This is a genomic window from Pseudomonas sp. fls2-241-R2A-110, from assembly GCF_030209165.1.
Taxonomy (GTDB): Bacteria; Pseudomonadota; Gammaproteobacteria; order Pseudomonadales; family Pseudomonadaceae; genus Aquipseudomonas.
Genome location: NZ_JARVSN010000002.1, coordinates 159,933 through 176,317 on the forward strand (window position 1 = coordinate 159,933; position 16,385 = coordinate 176,317).

The window sequence follows — 16,385 nt, forward strand, 5'->3', positions numbered from 1 at the left end:
AGGATCAAATCATGCGTGAGCAAGATGAAAGAAAGGGTGCCGACCTGATCAAAGCTGGGTCATTCGATGAATCACTTGGCATTTCCTGGAAAAAAGGGGCGCCGCCTCATGAAAAAGCGGCGATTGGAAGACCTTCATATAACGGGAGGGAAATCAGAACCGGGAGAATGCAGAACGATGCATGGCTTGAGCAGTTTTTTGTACTGCCGGCGCCCCGAGGCGCGGAGGCCAAGTATCTGCTGACATTCGACTACCAGACCACAAAACGGAACAGCTGGTATCAGATAGCGCGCGATGGTATCTGGGGAGATGAAAAGGAACTGATGTGGGATGGCAGCCTTGAGGAACCGAACCCCTTGGACTTCGTACCCACTCCGGGGAATCAGCAACTCAAGCCAGAAGAAGCTGATGTGCAATTGGGCATACGTTTCGGTTACCCGCCTACCACAGACACTGATGCAGGTTCGCTGGATGTCACGAATGTCAGCGTGCGGCTTTATCTGGAGGAGTTGGTGCTTCGTGGCCTCCAGATCGATCAACAGGAGTTTTCTGGCACTTCTTTGTACCTGTGCAAAGGTGCCGTAGGGGATGAGGCTCATCGATTGAAGCTGTTGGTTGCCGAGGGGAATGTGTGGACTGGAACCGAAGTCTCCCTACAGAAAGAAGTGACCGCCCCACCGCCGCAGGATTTGAGAGTCACCCCCGGGTTGGGTGAGCTGCAGATGATTGAGAAAGAGTGGTTGCTGAACGTTTCTGAATATCTGCCAAACGACGACTTCAAGTTGCTGATTGAAAGCAAATGGGATGCAGAACCCCATGAGGTATTTTTTTCAATCGGTGATCACCGGGTCAAGATTGTCGACGTATTTGCTCCTGCGTTCGACCCGGTCGTGAATGAGCAAACCGTTGAGATTGGAGTCAAGGTCGGCTCTTACTACACCGATAAATTTCTTGATGAACGTGAAGTCACGTTCGATGGCAAGCAAACCCGCTCAGATGTCGAGGGTGAGGCTTTCCATCAATACTCACCGATAACCGCCGGCTCTCATCAGATCGAAGTGCTGATCGACAGCCCCTACTTTGAAGAGGGCGAGTATCGTCATTTAATTGATGTCAAAGTACTGAGCAGCAATCCCTGGAGTGACGCGAAAATTTCTCTTGGAGGGAATGGTGAGTTTCCCTTGGGCGAGAAAAAAGGCTATCCGCATCGTGGAGAGCATGAATACAAAATTCGGGTAACGGCACCCGAGAACAGCGAGTTGCTCGATTATCCGGTGAGGCTGCTATGGGAGGGAATGTCCGCCGAGGACCTCAAGGTCATCGTAGACCCACCGCTGACAGACTATGTGCCTTGGGTTGACGGCAAAGTGGAGTGGACCGTCAACTGCGTAGACGCGCAGGAAGGAGAGTGTCGGATCGGGCTGCAAGCGGAGCGTCTTCGGGATCCCTCTGAGCAAAACATGCTGTCGTTGGGCTTCAACAAGTTTGAAGTGGGCGATCGTCGGGAGGCAAACAGGTCACCGGTGTTTGATGAGAGGGAAAGTGTGCGTGTAATGCTGCAGATATTGGCAGCTGGTTCAACTGACGGTGCGAGGGGAGTCGAGGTTGTCTGGGAGACCCCGTCAGGCGATGTGATCACCTCTACGGGCAAGGACGGCTGGGCCGAATTGACATATAAACCCGAAAAGGATGGTGCCGGAGAACTGGTAGCGCGGGTCAAGAATCGGGATGATAACGACGAGGCGCGGATCGAAGAGTCGTTCAACTTCACAGCGATCGCGAGTAATTTCTGGAAACAGCATGTCGAGTTAGTGCTGGGCCCGGATAACCGGCTATCCCCTGAAGGGCCTCTGGATTTTTACTGTCTGCGTGGGAACACTTTGACGCTGCAGCTTAAGCCAATACCGGGAAGTCAAATGCTGGGCAAATCGGTGGGGTTGCGTTGGCGTGGGGAAGATCCTGGGTTAGGGATGTCGTTTTCTCCTCCGCTTGGTCAGACTTTTGAATGGACCGACGAAGGATTGGTATGGACTCTGATCGCAGGTCGTGACGGCAGTGGTTGGCTGGAACTGGATTTCTTCACCGATTTCCAGCCCTTATCGCAGGCATGGGAGCTTTCTGGTCGATTGATCTCTGATTCCATTCTGGATGAGGGCATTGTTGAATTCGACTCAAGCGTATTGTCGCCCGACATGTCCTATCCGAGCATTGGTGCGGTACACGCGTTTCGGTTCATGCCTAATCCAATGTCAGCATTGTCCGGCTTGCACCTACAAATGCTCCACCCCTCCCAATCGGAAGATCCTCGCAGACTCGGCATTGAGTTTCAGCCAGATTTGTACAAAGACGTCTTAATCGAATTGCAGGGTATTGAATGGTCAATAGATTGCATCGAGTGTGAACTGGCAGCCGGATTTGAATTGGGTCTGAGCATTAGAGCGGGAAATGAGCGTCTGCGCATCGTCGGTTTATCCATGTCACTAGGGCACAACCGCCTTGAGTTCAGCGAAACCCGTGAACCCACGATTCACCCTGTCATTGAGGAGCAGGAGGCCGCTTATGTTTCGTACCGTGTGTGCTCGTTCTACACCAAGGAGCCCGTTGAAGATGTTTTGGTAACCTTTCAATACCAAGGGAGCGAGGTCGTAGTGTCCAGTGGAGCAGACGGTTGGGCAACCTATGCGTGTCAACCGAAAACCCTCGAAGACAATGTGGTCACAGCCCGCGTGTTCAATCTATATGACGGCGAACCCGTGATCGCCGAAAAAACCTTGACTCTTTTGCTATCTGCGCCTTGGAAGGATGTGGTCATCAAGTCGATGGATGATTTTTACCAGTGGCGACTTGGGGAGGTATCCCTTTTCCCTCGTCGTGATTCGCACATCGAGTATCTGATAGCGCCGGCGACCATAATGCATCCGATAATTGAACAAAGTGTTCGGTTAGGGTGGACAGGAACACCTGCACTGGAGCTGGAGTCGACCCCTGAAGGCCCATTGGGCGCCCCTCGGATAATGCAGCGAGGGGGACTGCAATATGCCTTTTCGTTCGGTAATAAAAAGGATGGGAGCTTTGGTTTTATTGTCTCGGCCAAAAATTTGCTCAAATTGTCACCGGTGAACTCGATGTCATTGGGCGATTACGTCAATGAAGAGGTGGGCGAGCGCTAAAGTACTCCCGCCTTCTTCCACCCCAAATACCGCGTCACCAACTCGGCCCCCAACTCCTGGGGCCGAGCATCCACCACCAGCACTCCATGAGCCTTCAACCGCTCATGGAGCTGCGCCCGGTCATTCAAGTAATCCACCGTCCCGCAATAGGTCAGCGCCTCCGGCAAAGTTTGCACGGGCGTGTGCCGTAGATTGTCGAGCAAGTCTTCACGCAGGCTCGCCACCAACACCCGATGCAGTTTGCTCAGGCGTTTGACGGCGGTCAGCAGTTCTTCGTCGTCTTCATCCCGCAGGTTGGTGACCAGCACCACCAGCGCCCGGCGTTTTTGTCGGGCCAGTAGCTGTGTGGCGGCAGCCTGATAGTCGGCGGGGCGTTGTGTGCTGTCGAGGTCGTAGACGGTGTTGAGCAACACGTTGAGCTGGCCTGTGCCCTTGACCGGGGCGAGGTAGTGCGGTCGGTCGCTGGCGAAGGTGCTGAGGCCGACGGCATCACCCTGGCGCAGGGCGATGTAGCTGAGCAACAGGCAGGCGTTGAGTGCGTGATCGAAATGCGCGAGTTCGCCATCCTGGCTGCGCATGCGTCGGCCGCAGTCGAGCATGAAAATGATCTGTTGGTCGCGCTCGTCCTGGTATTCACGGGCAATGGGGGTGCGTTGGCGGGCGGTGGCTTTCCAGTCGATCTGGCGCAGGCTGTCGCCTTCGCGGAATTCGCGCAGTTGATGGAATTCCAGACCGAGGCCGCGACGTTGTCGTTGGCGCACGCCGAGTTGGCTGAGCCAGTTGTCCACCGCCAGCAGTTCGCCGCCGTAGAGGCGGGCGAAGTCGGGGTAGGCGCGGGTGTGGTCGAGCAGGTTGAGCAGGCGTTTGTCGGACCACAGGCCCATGGGGCTCGGCAGGTTGATTTCGCAGTGTTCGAAGCTGAAGTGGCCGCGCTTGAGCGGACGCAGTCGGTAGCCGATCTGGCTCTGTTGACCGGGTTGCAATTCAGCCGACAAGGGAAGGTGTTCGAAGCTCAGGCCGTCAGGGACATGGTCGAAAATCTGAATGTTCAGTGAGTAAGCAAAGTCATGCTCGACTTCCAGGCGCACTTCGCTCCATCGACCCAGTGCGAGGCTGCCGGGCATTTGTCGCTGGATGCGCGGTGACGGCAGGCGCTTGAGGCGAACGGCGTCGAGAACGGCCAGTGCCAGCAACGCCAGGAGCAGTCCCCAGTTGATCGACAGCAGGGTGGAGGGCACGTCGAATTCCAGCGCCCGCAAGGTGCCAAGCACGATGCCGATGCCCAGCAGGATCGCGAGCCAGATCAACAGCAGGCGTGACGGTTTCACAAACGCGGCGCCGACACTTGGTCGAGCAGTTGCTTGAGCACCTGATCGACGTCCAGCCCTTCGATGTCCAGCTCAGGGGCAATCCGCACCCGGTGGCGCAGCACCGCGAGGGCGCAGCCTTTGATGTCATCGGGAGTCACGAAATCGCCACCGCGCAGCAGCGCACGGGCGCGAGCGCAACGCACCAGGGCGATGGATGCTCGTGGCCCGGCGCCGAGGATCAAGCCCGGCCAGGTTCGGGTGGTGCGCGCCAGGCGCACGGCGTAATCGAGCACCTGATCGTCCAGCGGCAGATCGCTGGCGATGCGCTGCAAGGCCAGCACGTCCTTGGCTTGCAATACGGTGCGCAATGGTTGCACGTCGAGCATGTCGGCGCGGGTCGAGCGGCTGACCTGGCGGACCATGTCCAGCTCTTGCTCGGTGTCGGGGTAATCCATGCGGACCTTGAGCATGAAGCGGTCGAGCTCGGCTTCCGGTAACGGGTAAGTGCCTTCCTGCTCGATGGGGTTCTGCGTGGCCAGGACCATGAACGGTTGCGCGATGGGCAGGGCGCGGCCTTCGAGGGTGACTTGGCGTTCCTGCATGGCTTCGAGCAGCGCGGCCTGGGTTTTCGCCGGGGCGCGGTTGATTTCGTCGGCCAGCAGCAGGTTGGTGAACAGCGGGCCTTTGCGCAGCTTGAACTGCTCGGTGTTCAGGTCGTAGACCGCATGCCCGGTGACGTCGCTGGGCATCAGGTCCGGGGTGAACTGGATGCGCGCAAACTCGCCACCGAAGCAACGGGCCAGCGCCCGCACCAACAATGTCTTGCCCAGCCCCGGAACGCCTTCGAGCAGCACGTGGCCGCCGGCGATCAGTGCGGTGAGGACGTCATCGATCACGGTATTCTGGCCAATCACCGCTTTGCGCAATTCAGTTCTGACCGCCTGGGCCAACTGACTGGCGCGCTGGCGTTGCTGGGCGGCGTGGGTCTCGCTGCCAGGCTCGATCTGTTGACTCATAGCGTGTTCCTCAAGGTTTGCAGGTGGGCGACCTGACGGCTGAACTCAGCGCTGGACAGCCGCTGCTTCGGTCGCGGGCTCATGGCCTGGCTGATGGCGCGTGTGGGTTGGCCGGTCAGGCGTGCGAGCACCAGCCATTGTTCGGCGACGCCGAGTTGTTCATAACCGGGGTGACGGTGACGGACCCGGCGCAGGATGTCTTGCTGCAAGGCTTGCAACAGGGTGTGCTGACCGCTGCGGCGCAGGATGAAATCGGCGCTGGCGCGCAGGTGCTCTTGAAGTTGTCGGCGGGCTTTGGGCGCCGGTTGCAGCAGCGGACCATGACGGACCCCGACGCGCCAGATCCCAAGACCGATCAGGGCAATGAGCGCCACCAGCGCCTGGGGGAAGTTGCGCAACAGCAAGGTCGGCAAGCTGTCGTGATCGGTATTGAACAGCAATGTCACGCTCGTGTCGGCGGTCAGGTACCAGAGTAGCCAGGCGTTGTCGTACTGTCCGATGGCCGGGTTTTTCCACAGTTCGGCGTCGGTCACCACGGTGATCGAGCCGAGGCCGTGGTTCAGCTGCATCATGTGCGTGGCCTTGGCACTGTTGGCCCAGGCTTGCGCGAGGTTTTTCGGGTCTTCGAGATGGAACGCGGTGTCGAAGCTGGCGTAGGCCGGTGCTGTTTCATCTTCCAGATACAGCTTGGTCAGTTTCGGGTAGGTGTCGTCGAGGATGTCCGGCGGCGGCGCCTTGAGGTCTTTACTCAGCAACTGGTGCAACTGCACGCGATCAAGCAGCAGGTCGTTGCTCTGGCCAGTCTTTTCATCCCACACGGATTGGGCCACAAACAAAAGACGTCCGCCGGCCCGGGTCCAGTTCAACACCTGATCGATCTGGCGCGGTGACATGTTCGCGCGATCGCCGAGCAACAACAGGCTGTGTTGACGTGGATCGAGGATCGGCAAGATGTCGAGGCTATTGGCGTGGCTGACGCTCAAGCCCTGTTTGCGCAGGAAATACTCGGCAGCCAGATACGGATTTGCCTGGGCTTCGGGGGATGGACCGTGATCGATTTCTACCTGATAGGGCGTTGCCTTGAAATACAGATAGAGGCTCAGCGCGCCAAGCAGCAGGACGATGAGCGCGCCGCCACCGAACCACAAACGCCGGTTCACCGGGCGGCTCCCGGGCCGAACAATGCGCGCCAGCCATCACACAGTTCCTGCTGCAAATGCGCGGGTGGGAGTCGATGTCCGTAGGCCATGTTTTGCCAGTGCAAGGTCAGGGTTCTGCTGAAAGCGAGCAAGGCCGGTTGGTGCAGTTGCGCGACACGCTGCAGCACTTCGCCTTCGGTGTCGGCCGCTTTCAGCGCCATGTTGTGCTCATGCAGCAGGTGGCTGAGCAGGGCGCGATACAGCAACCCGAGGGCGGCGCGCGGGTTGTCTGGCCACAGACTTTCGGCGCTGGCTGCAATGTCGGCGGGCAAGGTTTCGCGATTCAACTCCAGGCCGAAAGCGCGTTGCGGCACGGCACGCGCAACCCGGCGGTTTATCCGTGGTCGACGGCTGACGAACGCCTGCAACCAGTCGCGGTAACGCCAGATCAGCAAGCCGATGGCCCCGATCACGGCGCCCCACAACAGCACTTCGATCAAGTTGGCGAGGAAACCGAAACGCTGGCTGTCGAACAGGCTGACCAGCGCTTTCAGCCAGTCAGGTGTCTTGCCGTCGTTCTGGTTTTGGCGGGCAGGTTCGTCTTCGCCAAATCGATAGCGGGTGACCGTTTCCTTATTCTTGAAGGGGGGCTGGGCGAGGAGGGTTTTGATGCTGTCTTTGGAGGCCTGGCTGGTCAGCGGTTGATCCAGCAGACGCGGGCTGTCCGGTGTAATGGCCGGCTCGTCGGCCCAGACATTCTGTGCCGTCGGCACCAGCAGCATGGCGGCCAGCAGCAATGTGACCGCCGTACTCATGAGGCGTTGGCGCAGTCGGCGGAACACCAGTTCGATGTCCCAGGCTTCCAGCACCGTGCGTCGATTCAGGTAAAGGCTGAAACCGCAGGCCACATAGATCGGCTCCCAGACAATCAGCACCAGCACGTAAAAGGCATTGGTCAGGTGCTCCAGCCATCGCCATTCCTGCACAGCGGCGGTAATCAGGGTTTGCCATCCCCAGTCCAGTTCGACCCGTTGCGGCAGGAACATGTAGAACAGCACCAGCAAACCAATCCACAGCGCACTTTCCAGATGCACGCCGATAATCGTCAACCATTGCGCGGCGCCAGCGTTGCGCTGCAGCAGCACGCTTAATCGTTGTTGGCGTGCTTCGCCCCCAAGGCCTTCAAGTTGTACCACCGGCATCAGGAAACTGCGGCTCAGGCTCAGCCGTCGCCAGGTCAGGCTTGCAAGCAATTGTGGCTTGAGCAGGCGCGGCCACTGGCGCAGCGCCTGTTTCAAGGTCGGCGTTTCACCAAACATGGCGCTCGACAGAATGTACAGCGGCAGCCGTTCGAAGGCCGGCTTAAGCCACCAGAAGATAAACAGCGCGAGTGACGGTGAATCCCACAGAAACAAGGTGAGCAGGGCGAAGACCGGCAAGGTGACGATGGCCCAGCTGGTCATCAGCAAGCGTCGATGGCGCTGGCTCAGCAGGACGCCCAGGTCCATGGCTTCCCATGTCGAGCGGGGGCGGATCACGACCGTGGCGTCACTCAGGCGCATGGCGGGTCCGTCCGGCAAACAGCAGATAAGTCGCCATCAACACCCATAGCGCCGCGCCGACCAGGTATTTGGTCATGGGGGCCGGCGCGGTCATTGATGACCAGTACGCTTCGATAAACGCGGCAATCAGTAGAAACAACATGACGCCACAGATCAGCAACACGCTTTTGCGCGCCGCCAGTCGCAATGCTTCGGCGCGGGGCAGGCGTCCCGGTGCGATCAAGGCCCAGCCCAGTTGCAGGCCGGCGGCACCGGCCAGGGCAATGGCGCTCAGTTCGAAGGCACCGTGCCCGATGACAAAGGACCAGAAGGTTTGCCCGTAGCCGATGTGCGTCAAGTGCCCGGCCACGGCCCCGATCATCAGCCCATTGAAGAACAGGAAAAACACGCTGCCCAGGCCAAAGAGTATTCCGCTGGCGAAGGTCTGAAAGGCGATGCCGATGTTGTGCATGATGTAGTAACCGAACATCACCCAGTCTTCACTGGCCGCACGCTGCGCCGAACGGCCCAGATGGCCGGCGACGGGGTCGTACATGCTTTGCATCTCACTGATCTGCTCGGCCGGGATCAGGTTGTAGACGAGGTCCGGGAACAGATACACCAGCAGCGCAAAGCCGATCAGGCTGCCGAAAAACATCAGGCCGGCGGCGAGTACAAAGCGCCATTGCTCGCGTACCAGTCGCGGAAAATCGGCCAGGATGAAGCCCAGGACGTTGGCGCCCAGCCGGCTGCGATGCCGATACAGTTGCTGATGCCCACGCAGCGCCTGTTGCTGCAACGAGTCGATCAGGAAACTGCTGTAGCCGCGCTCCTGAGCCAGCGCCAACTGGTGACAAAGGCGTCGATAGTCCTTGGGGAAACTGGCGATTCGGGTGGATTCCTTGTCCCGCTCCAATTGCTCGAGCATCAGCGAAAACTGCGCCCATTCGGCCTTGTGACGATTTTCGAAAAGACTTTGCTTCATGCCGGACCCAACAAGCCACGTGCAATGCCATTGAGTTCGGCCACTGCCCGTGGCTCGGGCACCTGCAACGGCTGGGCGAGGATGGACGCCAGTTCATTGACCCGTGCCCCCGAGAGTTCGCCCTGGCGTTCGGCGAAGCCAAGGATGGCGCGCTGTTCGGTCAGTGCCAGAGCAAAAGCCGGGCGCTGGGGAGGCGCATCGGGCAGGTGCGGACGGGCAAGCGGTTGCTCGCGATAAATCACCAGCGTGCCGGCGGCCAGGTCTCCGAGTCGTTTGAAGGTGGGGTGTTGCAGGCAGCAGATGGCACCGAGGAAATAACCGAAGGGCAACAGGTCGACGAATCGCAACAGGTTGCGCAGCAGCGAAGCGGACCAGCCTACCGGCGTGCCGTCGTCGTGCACCACGCGCAATCCCATCCATTGTTTGCCCGGTGAGCGTCCCTGGTTGAGCACCTCGAACAGCACCATGTACCACCAGCTCACCGCGAACAACAGAATCGAGCCAAGCCCTGCGCCGAGTTTTCCCAGAAACGCCAACACGACAAACAGGACGCCGAGGATCAGTCCGCGCAGCCCCAGGTCGATGGCGAAGGCCAGCGCACGGACCATCAACCCGGCCGGGCGCAGTGGCAAATCGATGCCTTCGGGCGTCTCGATTTGATACCGCGTGTCCAGTGGCGGGGACAGCGTCGCTTTCCTTGGCAGTGCTGTGGTCTCGAGCATGGGCAACCTTATGTGACCTGTTCGGGATTCGATGTTCGTCCGATGCTAGCAGCCTCTCGGGGGGAAACGACATAACTATGTATTGCACGGTGAGTAGGCAGAGGTGATTGAATGACAAGATTACTGGCCGGGGCGGGATGTGAACGCCTAGACTTCGCCGATCTTCAGTTCAGGAACAGCCCGTGACCTCGATCTTCTGGTACGACTACGAAACCACTGGCATCAATCCGCGATGCGACCGCCCGCTGCAGGTGGCGGGGATTCGCACCGACTTCGATCTCAATGAAATAGACGAACCGGTCAACCTCTTTTGCCAGCCCAGTGAAGACATCCTGCCGCATCCGGCCGCCTGCGCGATCACCGGCATTACCCCAGGCCAGTTGGCCGAACAGGGTTTGCGCGAAGCCGACTTCATGACCCGGGTGCACGCCCAGCTCGCTGCGCCGGGGACGTGCGGGGCGGGGTACAACACGCTGCGCTTCGACGACGAGATGACACGTTACAGCCTGTATCGTAATTTTTTCGACCCGTATGCCCGTGAGTGGCAGGGCGGTAACAGTCGCTGGGACCTGATCGACGTGGTGCGGGCGGCGTATGCCTTGCGCCCCGACGGCATCGTCTGGCCAACCGATGAGGAAGGGCGGGTCACGCTCAAGCTCGAACGGCTGACCGCCGCCAATGGCATTGACCACGGCAGTGCCCACGAGGCGTTATCGGACGTTCGCGCCACCATCGCACTTGCGCGCCTGATTCGTGAAAAGCAGCCGAAGTTGTATGACTGGCTGTTTCAGCTGCGCGGCAAACAAAAGGTCATGGACCAGATTCGCCTGTTGCAGCCGATGGTGCATATCTCCGGGCGTTTCTCGGCCGCACGAAGTTACGTCGGTGTGGTGCTGCCGCTGGCTTGGCATCCGCGCAACAAAAACGCTTTGATTGTCTGTGACCTGCACCTCGATCCCCAAGGGTTGCTCGATCTGGATGCCGACGCCTTGCGCCAGCTGCTGTATACCCGTCGCGATGACTTGGCGGAAGGTGAACTGCCGGTGCCGCTCAAGCTCATCCATATCAACAAGTGCCCGGTGGTGGCGCCGTTGTCGGTGCTGCGTCCAGACGATCAACAGCGCCTGGGGCTGGACATGGTGCTTTATCAGGAGCGCGTGCTGCGGCTAAGTGACGCACAACAGGTTTGGCGGGATAAGGTACTGGCGATTTATGCCGGTGAAGACTTCACTCAGAGCCAGGACCCCGAACAACAGTTATACGATGGTTTTATCGGTGATCGGGATCGACGGCTATGTGAGCAAGTCCGAGCGGCCGACCCTGTCCAATTATCACAAGAGCAATGGCCTTTCGATGACGAACGTTTGCCTGAATTGTTGTTTCGTTATCGCGCACGTAACTTCCCTGATACGTTGAGTTTCGAGGAGCAAGAGCGCTGGCGAATATTCTGTCAGCAACGTTTGTCAGATCCTGAGTGGGGGGCGCCAAATACGCTGCAAACTTTCATGGAGGCTGCTGCCCAACTGGCAATTACCGCTACATCGTTTCAGCGGGAGGTGCTCAATGAATGGCAGAATTATGTCCAGGAATTACGCAAACGTTTAAATCTTTGAAAACGAAAATACCGCAGCCTGAATTGCAGACATAAAAAAACGCCAGCATCTGCTGGCGTTATTTTTTGTCGCGGATAAGTCTTTGACAAACTCTGTGGCTTAGCCCAGCAGAGTAGCCCAACCTTCTACCACGTCACCGCCCCACTTGGCTTTCCACTCTTTCAGAGTCTTGTGGTTGCCACCTTTGGTTTCGATGACTTCGCCGTTGTGCGGGTTTTTGTATTGCTTAACTTTACGGGCACGTTTGGTGCCAGTAGTTTTTACTGCGCCACCGCGTGGAGCCTTGGTTTTGGATTCTGGATCCAGCAGCGCGATGATGTCACGCAGGGACTTGGAGTATTCGCCCATCAGGGTGCGCAGTTTGCCTTCGAATTCCAGCTCGGTTTGCAGTTTGTCGTCTTGGGACAGGTTCTTCAAACGGGCTTGCAGCTCTTTGATAGCTTCTTCGGTGGCGCGGTATTCGTTGATCAAGGACATGGGGACTACCTTATGTTTAGCGCTGGATGGCAGGTGACAGTGCCGCAATAATAGTCAGGGTGTTTCATCAAGTAAACATTTAACCGGTGTTTTACTTAAATTAGTTGCGAGGGATTAGGGCGCGAATTTCAGGTGCAGTTAAAAGTGTGATGCGGTCATCACAGATATTCACAATTGTGCTCTTGAAGAGTGCCTGCAAGAACACCATCGCGCGGGCAGGCGAAGGGCTGATTGAACCTGTTCCACTGACCTGCGTGCGCGACCGTGTCATCAATACTGCAGTTTTGCTGCGCAATCGCTAGAATGGCCGCCTTTGCGAAGTTCTGGAGTTTTACCCTCATGCGCACTTTTCGGCTGGTGATTGCTTGCCCGGACCGCGTCGGTATCGTTGCTAAAGTCAGTAACTTTCTGGCGTCACATAACGGCTGGATCACGGAAGCGAGCCATCACTCTGACAATCAGAACGGCTGGTTCTTCATGCGTCACGAGATCCGTGCCGATTCGTTGCCTTTCGGTATCGAAGCCTTTCGCGAAGCGTTTGCGCCGATTGCCCAAGAGTTCTCGATGAACTGGCGCATCACCGACACTGCGCAGAAGAAGCGCGTGGTGTTGATGGCCAGCCGTGAGTCCCACTGCCTGGCCGACTTGCTGCACCGCTGGCACAGTGATGAACTGGACTGCGAAATCTCTTGCGTCATTTCCAACCATGACGACTTGCGTAGCATGGTCGAGTGGCACGGCATTCCTTATTACCACGTACCGGTCAATCCGCAGGACAAAGAACCGGCCTTCGCCGAAGTCTCGCGCCTGGTCAAACAGCATGATGCTGAAGTGGTGGTACTTGCCCGTTACATGCAAATCCTGCCACCTGAGTTGTGCCGTGAATATGCGCACAAGGTCATCAATATTCACCACAGCTTCCTGCCGTCGTTCGTTGGGGCCAAGCCGTATCACCAGGCTTCCATGCGTGGCGTGAAGTTGATCGGCGCGACCTGCCACTACGTGACCGAAGAGCTGGACGCCGGTCCGATCATCGAGCAGGACGTGGTACGTGTCAGCCACAGTGACAGCATCGAAGACATGGTGCGTTTCGGCCGTGACGTCGAGAAAATGGTACTGGCGCGCGGTCTGCGTTATCACCTGGAAGATCGGGTTCTGGTACACGGCAACAAAACCGTGGTTTTCTGACCGCTGCACAATACGGTTGAAATTCGAAGGGCCTGGGCGTTCAATCGCTTCAGGCCCTTCGCCGTTTCTGCACTGAGGACATGACCATGGCCGATCCACTCGACAAAGCCACTTCCAAGGCCCCGGCCACAGTGGGGGAGGGGTGTTTGAGTCGCTACGACCCGGATGACATGAGCCCCGAAGACGGCACGGAGTTTCCCGGTGCTGCCGAGTTGTGGGAGCAACTGCAGCAAAAAACCGAGGACACGCCTAAGCCTGCTTGAACCTCATCAACTTCTTCAGCAGCGGTCGGCCCAACATCAGCAAAAACACCGGGCCACCCACCACCAGGTAGAAGTAATAGGTCACCGCGCGCCAGATCAGAATGGCTGCCGCCGCAGTGGACTTGCCCACCATCGGCGCCAGCAGCGCCGCCGATGTTAATTCCGCCGCACCGGCACCGCCCGGCAGCAGGCTGAATTGCCCCGCACTCAGCGACAGCATCTGGATCAGAAAGCACCAGGCCCACTGCAAATCCGCGCCGAGCCCGCGCAACGCCAGATACAACACGCTGTAACGCAGGAGCCAATGCACGCAGGTCAGGGCAAAGACCTTAATCAGCGTCTGCCATGGCAACTTCAATGTGTCAGTGAACGCCGCCAGGAAGTGCAGGAGTTTTCGTGCCCAGCGCAGGCGCGTGGTGCCTTTGACATTCAGGCGGACGAGCAACCGTCCGCTCAGGCGAATCAGTCGTCGATGGTAGCGGGCGACCAGCAGGCAACTGAACAGTCCGCCGAACATCGAGATGGCGCTGACGGTCAGCAGCCACTCCAGGCGTTCGCTGAGGTGCTGGAACAGCGCATAAATCAGAATCGCGCTCAATGCACAGAGGAAAAACAGCAGGTCGCTCAGTTGGTCCATGGCGAACACGGCGCTGCCCCTTGCTGGCCGCACGCCGTTACGCGCCAGTAGCGCCATGATGGTCAGCGGTCCGCCGCTGCCGCCGGGGGTGGCGCAGTAGGCAAACTCGGCTGCCATGACCACGCCCAGGCTTTTGACCCGCCCGACCTTGGCGCGTTGATCGCCCAGCAACAGGCGCAAGCGCAGGGTGTTGACCCCCCAGCACAGAAAGATCATGCCGAACATGATCAGCAATTGATTCAACGGAAAGCTTTGCAGGCGTGACCACGTCTGATTGCCGCCGAGCAGCAATGGAATCAGCACTGCGGCAAGCAGGGCGAGAAACAGCAGAATCCCGCGACTCATGCGACGCAACCGATACGGTCACTTTGCAACGAGAGCCATTGGGCTTTAGTCATTGGCACGCGCCCCTCATCCAGCAGGCGCTTGAGGGTCTGTAGCCAATAATTACGTGAAAACCCATGGCGCATGTCCACCGGATGCACGCCGAGTCGAATCACTGGCGCGTGCCGCCAGTGCTGCTCGCGCTGGTCGCTGAGGACTTTTGACAAGCCCCGACGCCAGGCGCTACGCGCACTCCAGACCAGCCCTGGGGCGTCGATGGCAGTGAAATCCGGCAGGCGATAGAGGTGCTGTGAATCGCTGGTGTATTTGAGCGGTAACTGGCGCAGTGCCTGACGGGTGCCGTCGCTCATCAGCCAGGCCGGCGCGACGAAGCCTTGCAGTGGCCACCGATAGCGATGGAATACTTCCATTCCCGCACGCAGACGGGAGAGGGCGGCGGCTTGCGACAAGTTGTAAAACTCGCCTTCGTGGGTGTAGATCCTGCGCATGAACCAGTCTCTGGGGTTGCCGGGGGATGGGCCTTCATCGCAATGAAAGTAGCCGTGCAACGCCAGCTCGTCACCTCGGGCGACTCGGTGTGTGAGCAGGCGCCTGAAGCCTGGATGGGCGTCGAGATTGTTATGCCTGTGAAAGTCGGGCACCACAAGCCAGGTCATCGGCACCTCGCCCAAGGCATCGACGGCTTCGACAAAAGGTTGGTAGTCAGCCCAGGTTTGCGGCGCAACGTCGTGCAGCACGAGTAACAGGCTGGGCGGATTCATGGGTTCAACCATTGGCGGTCAGCGGCCATTGGCTGCCGAGAACCGCGTGGTAGTGGCCCAACAGACTGTTGACCACATTGTCCCAGGCGTAATGCTGTTCGACATGACTGCGAGCGCGTTTGCCCAAAGCGGCGCTGCCCTGGCTGAACAGTTCGCGCACAGCGTTGGCCATCGCCAGGGGACTGTTAGGTGTGCACAGCACGCCACAAGCGTCGGTAACGACTTCCCTAAAGGCTCCGGCGGCGACCGCCACGACTGGAATGCCGCTGGCCATGGCTTCGAGAATCACCAGGCCGAAGGTTTCCTGATCACCGGCATGCAGCAGCGCATCGGCGCTGGCCATCAAACGCGCGACTTGCGTGGCCGGGCAGAACTCGTCGACGACGGTCACGTTGTCTGGCACCACGGCGGGCATCGAGGAACCGACCAGGAGCAGGTGATATCGAGGCCCCAGGCGCTTCATGCAAGCCAGCAGGACCGGCAGGTTTTTTTCCTTGGAACCACGGCCGGCGAAGATCAGCAGATGGGTGTTTTCGTCGATGCCCAATTCGGCGCGCAGACCGGGGTCCCTGGCGTCGGGATTGAAGGTCTGAAGGTCGACCCCCAAGGGCTGTACGAACACATTCTTCACGCCCAGGCCGATCAACTTGTCGGCCATGACCTGGCTCGGTGCCAGGACCCGATCAAAGTTACCGTACAGCTTGCTGACATAGGCTTCGACATTGGGGGTCACCCAATTGCCCATCCGATTGCTGACCAGCAACGGCAGGTCTGAGTGGTAGAAACCGATCACCGGCACGTCCAGTTGTCTACGGGCATCCAGAGCGGCCCAAGCCGTGAGGTATGGATCGCCGACTTCGATCAGATCGGGCTGCAAGACTTGCAGGACATTTCGCCATGGGGCCAGACGAAGAGGGAAGCGATAACCCCTGCCAAAGGGCAGGGCCGGAGCCGGAACTTTGTAAACGCCATCCTGTTCACTCAAATGAGCGCCCGGGATCAGCAGGCTGTGGCGAATGCCTGGCTTGATGCTCAGGCGCCGGTGCTTGGCATCCAGATACGTGCGCACGCCACCGCTGGCCGGGGCGTAGAACATGGTTATGTCCGCGATATGCACAATGAGCATCCCTCCGGTCCGTTGTTCTCCCTTGGTTGACCTTTATGAAGGATAGATGTTCGTTTGGGGTTTTGTAGCGTGGGCGTCAGCGAGGTTTTTGC

The 16,385-nt window shown here is 58.7% G+C and carries 14 protein-coding genes; 4 read left to right on the plus strand and 10 right to left on the minus strand.

The features are described 5' to 3' along the window. The first annotated feature begins 11 nt into the window (after positions 1–11). Positions 12–3,170: a hypothetical protein gene (locus QRN31_RS01060; protein WP_285429603.1), complete on the plus strand. Its 3,159-nt coding sequence runs from the start codon at positions 12–14 to the stop codon at positions 3,168–3,170. Here QRN31_RS01060 and QRN31_RS01065 read toward each other — a convergent pair. Genes QRN31_RS01065 through QRN31_RS01090 form a run of 6 tightly spaced genes read right to left on the minus strand, consistent with a single transcriptional unit; the run spans position 3,167 to position 9,883 of the window. Then, positions 3,167–4,498: a DUF58 domain-containing protein gene (locus QRN31_RS01065; protein WP_285429605.1), complete on the minus strand. Its 1,332-nt coding sequence runs from the start codon at positions 4,496–4,498 to the stop codon at positions 3,167–3,169. The genes QRN31_RS01060 and QRN31_RS01065 overlap by 4 nt on opposite strands. Then, on the minus strand, positions 4,495–5,496 hold the full coding sequence (locus tag QRN31_RS01070) for an AAA family ATPase (RefSeq protein ID WP_285429606.1): 1,002 nt from the start codon (positions 5,494–5,496) through the stop codon (positions 4,495–4,497). Before QRN31_RS01070 ends, QRN31_RS01065 begins: the two co-directional genes overlap by 4 nt. Further along, positions 5,493–6,656 (minus strand): DUF4350 domain-containing protein, encoded by a 1,164-nt coding sequence (locus QRN31_RS01075; protein WP_285429607.1) that lies wholly within the window; start codon positions 6,654–6,656, stop codon positions 5,493–5,495. Before QRN31_RS01075 ends, QRN31_RS01070 begins: the two co-directional genes overlap by 4 nt. Beyond that, positions 6,653–8,197: a DUF4129 domain-containing protein gene (locus tag QRN31_RS01080; RefSeq protein ID WP_285429608.1), complete on the minus strand. Its 1,545-nt coding sequence runs from the start codon at positions 8,195–8,197 to the stop codon at positions 6,653–6,655. The genes QRN31_RS01075 and QRN31_RS01080 overlap by 4 nt, the downstream gene beginning before the upstream one ends. Then, entirely contained in the window at positions 8,184–9,161 is a 978-nt protein-coding gene (locus tag QRN31_RS01085) for a stage II sporulation protein M (RefSeq protein WP_285429610.1), read from the minus strand. Before QRN31_RS01085 ends, QRN31_RS01080 begins: the two co-directional genes overlap by 14 nt. Next, a complete protein-coding gene (locus QRN31_RS01090; RefSeq protein ID WP_285429611.1) occupies positions 9,158–9,883 on the minus strand; it encodes an RDD family protein in 726 nt (241 codons plus the stop codon). Before QRN31_RS01090 ends, QRN31_RS01085 begins: the two co-directional genes overlap by 4 nt. A gap of 182 nt (positions 9,884–10,065) precedes the next feature. Here QRN31_RS01090 and sbcB point away from each other — a divergent pair, with 182 nt between their 5' ends. Next, positions 10,066–11,496: an exodeoxyribonuclease I gene (gene sbcB, locus QRN31_RS01095; protein ID WP_285429612.1), complete on the plus strand. Its 1,431-nt coding sequence runs from the start codon at positions 10,066–10,068 to the stop codon at positions 11,494–11,496. Between the two features lie 99 nt (positions 11,497–11,595). Here the strand turns inward: sbcB and mvaT are convergent, their stop codons facing one another. Further along, the gene (gene mvaT / locus QRN31_RS01100; protein WP_007933316.1) at positions 11,596–11,973 is read right to left on the minus strand and encodes a histone-like nucleoid-structuring protein MvaT; all 378 of its coding nucleotides are present in this window, start codon (positions 11,971–11,973) and stop codon (positions 11,596–11,598) included. Between the two features lie 339 nt (positions 11,974–12,312). On the opposite strand from mvaT, the gene purU reads away from it, so the two are divergent. Together purU and QRN31_RS01110 are read left to right on the plus strand one after the other, a co-directional pair. Continuing rightward, positions 12,313–13,161, plus strand: coding sequence for a formyltetrahydrofolate deformylase (gene purU, locus QRN31_RS01105; RefSeq protein WP_259153240.1), 849 nt, complete (start codon positions 12,313–12,315; stop codon positions 13,159–13,161). A gap of 86 nt (positions 13,162–13,247) precedes the next feature. Then, entirely contained in the window at positions 13,248–13,424 is a 177-nt protein-coding gene (locus QRN31_RS01110) for a hypothetical protein (RefSeq protein WP_285429614.1), read from the plus strand. On the opposite strand, the gene gpgF is transcribed toward QRN31_RS01110, so the two are convergent. From gpgF to gpgS, 3 genes are read right to left on the minus strand one after another with little or no spacing between them, the layout of a single operon-like run. After that, the gene (gene gpgF / locus QRN31_RS01115) at positions 13,411–14,406 is read right to left on the minus strand and encodes a glucosaminyl phosphatidylglycerol flippase (RefSeq protein WP_285429615.1); all 996 of its coding nucleotides are present in this window, start codon (positions 14,404–14,406) and stop codon (positions 13,411–13,413) included. The genes QRN31_RS01110 and gpgF overlap by 14 nt on opposite strands. Further along, positions 14,403–15,179, minus strand: a complete 777-nt coding sequence (gene gpgD, locus QRN31_RS01120) for an N-acetylglucosaminyl phosphatidylglycerol deacetylase (protein ID WP_285429617.1) — start codon at positions 15,177–15,179, stop codon at positions 14,403–14,405. The genes gpgF and gpgD overlap by 4 nt, the downstream gene beginning before the upstream one ends. Continuing rightward, complete coding sequence (gene gpgS / locus QRN31_RS01125) at positions 15,172–16,293, minus strand: N-acetylglucosaminyl phosphatidylglycerol synthase (RefSeq protein ID WP_285429618.1); 1,122 nt, start codon at positions 16,291–16,293, stop codon at positions 15,172–15,174. Before gpgS ends, gpgD begins: the two co-directional genes overlap by 8 nt. Between the last annotated feature and the right edge of the window lie 92 nt (positions 16,294–16,385).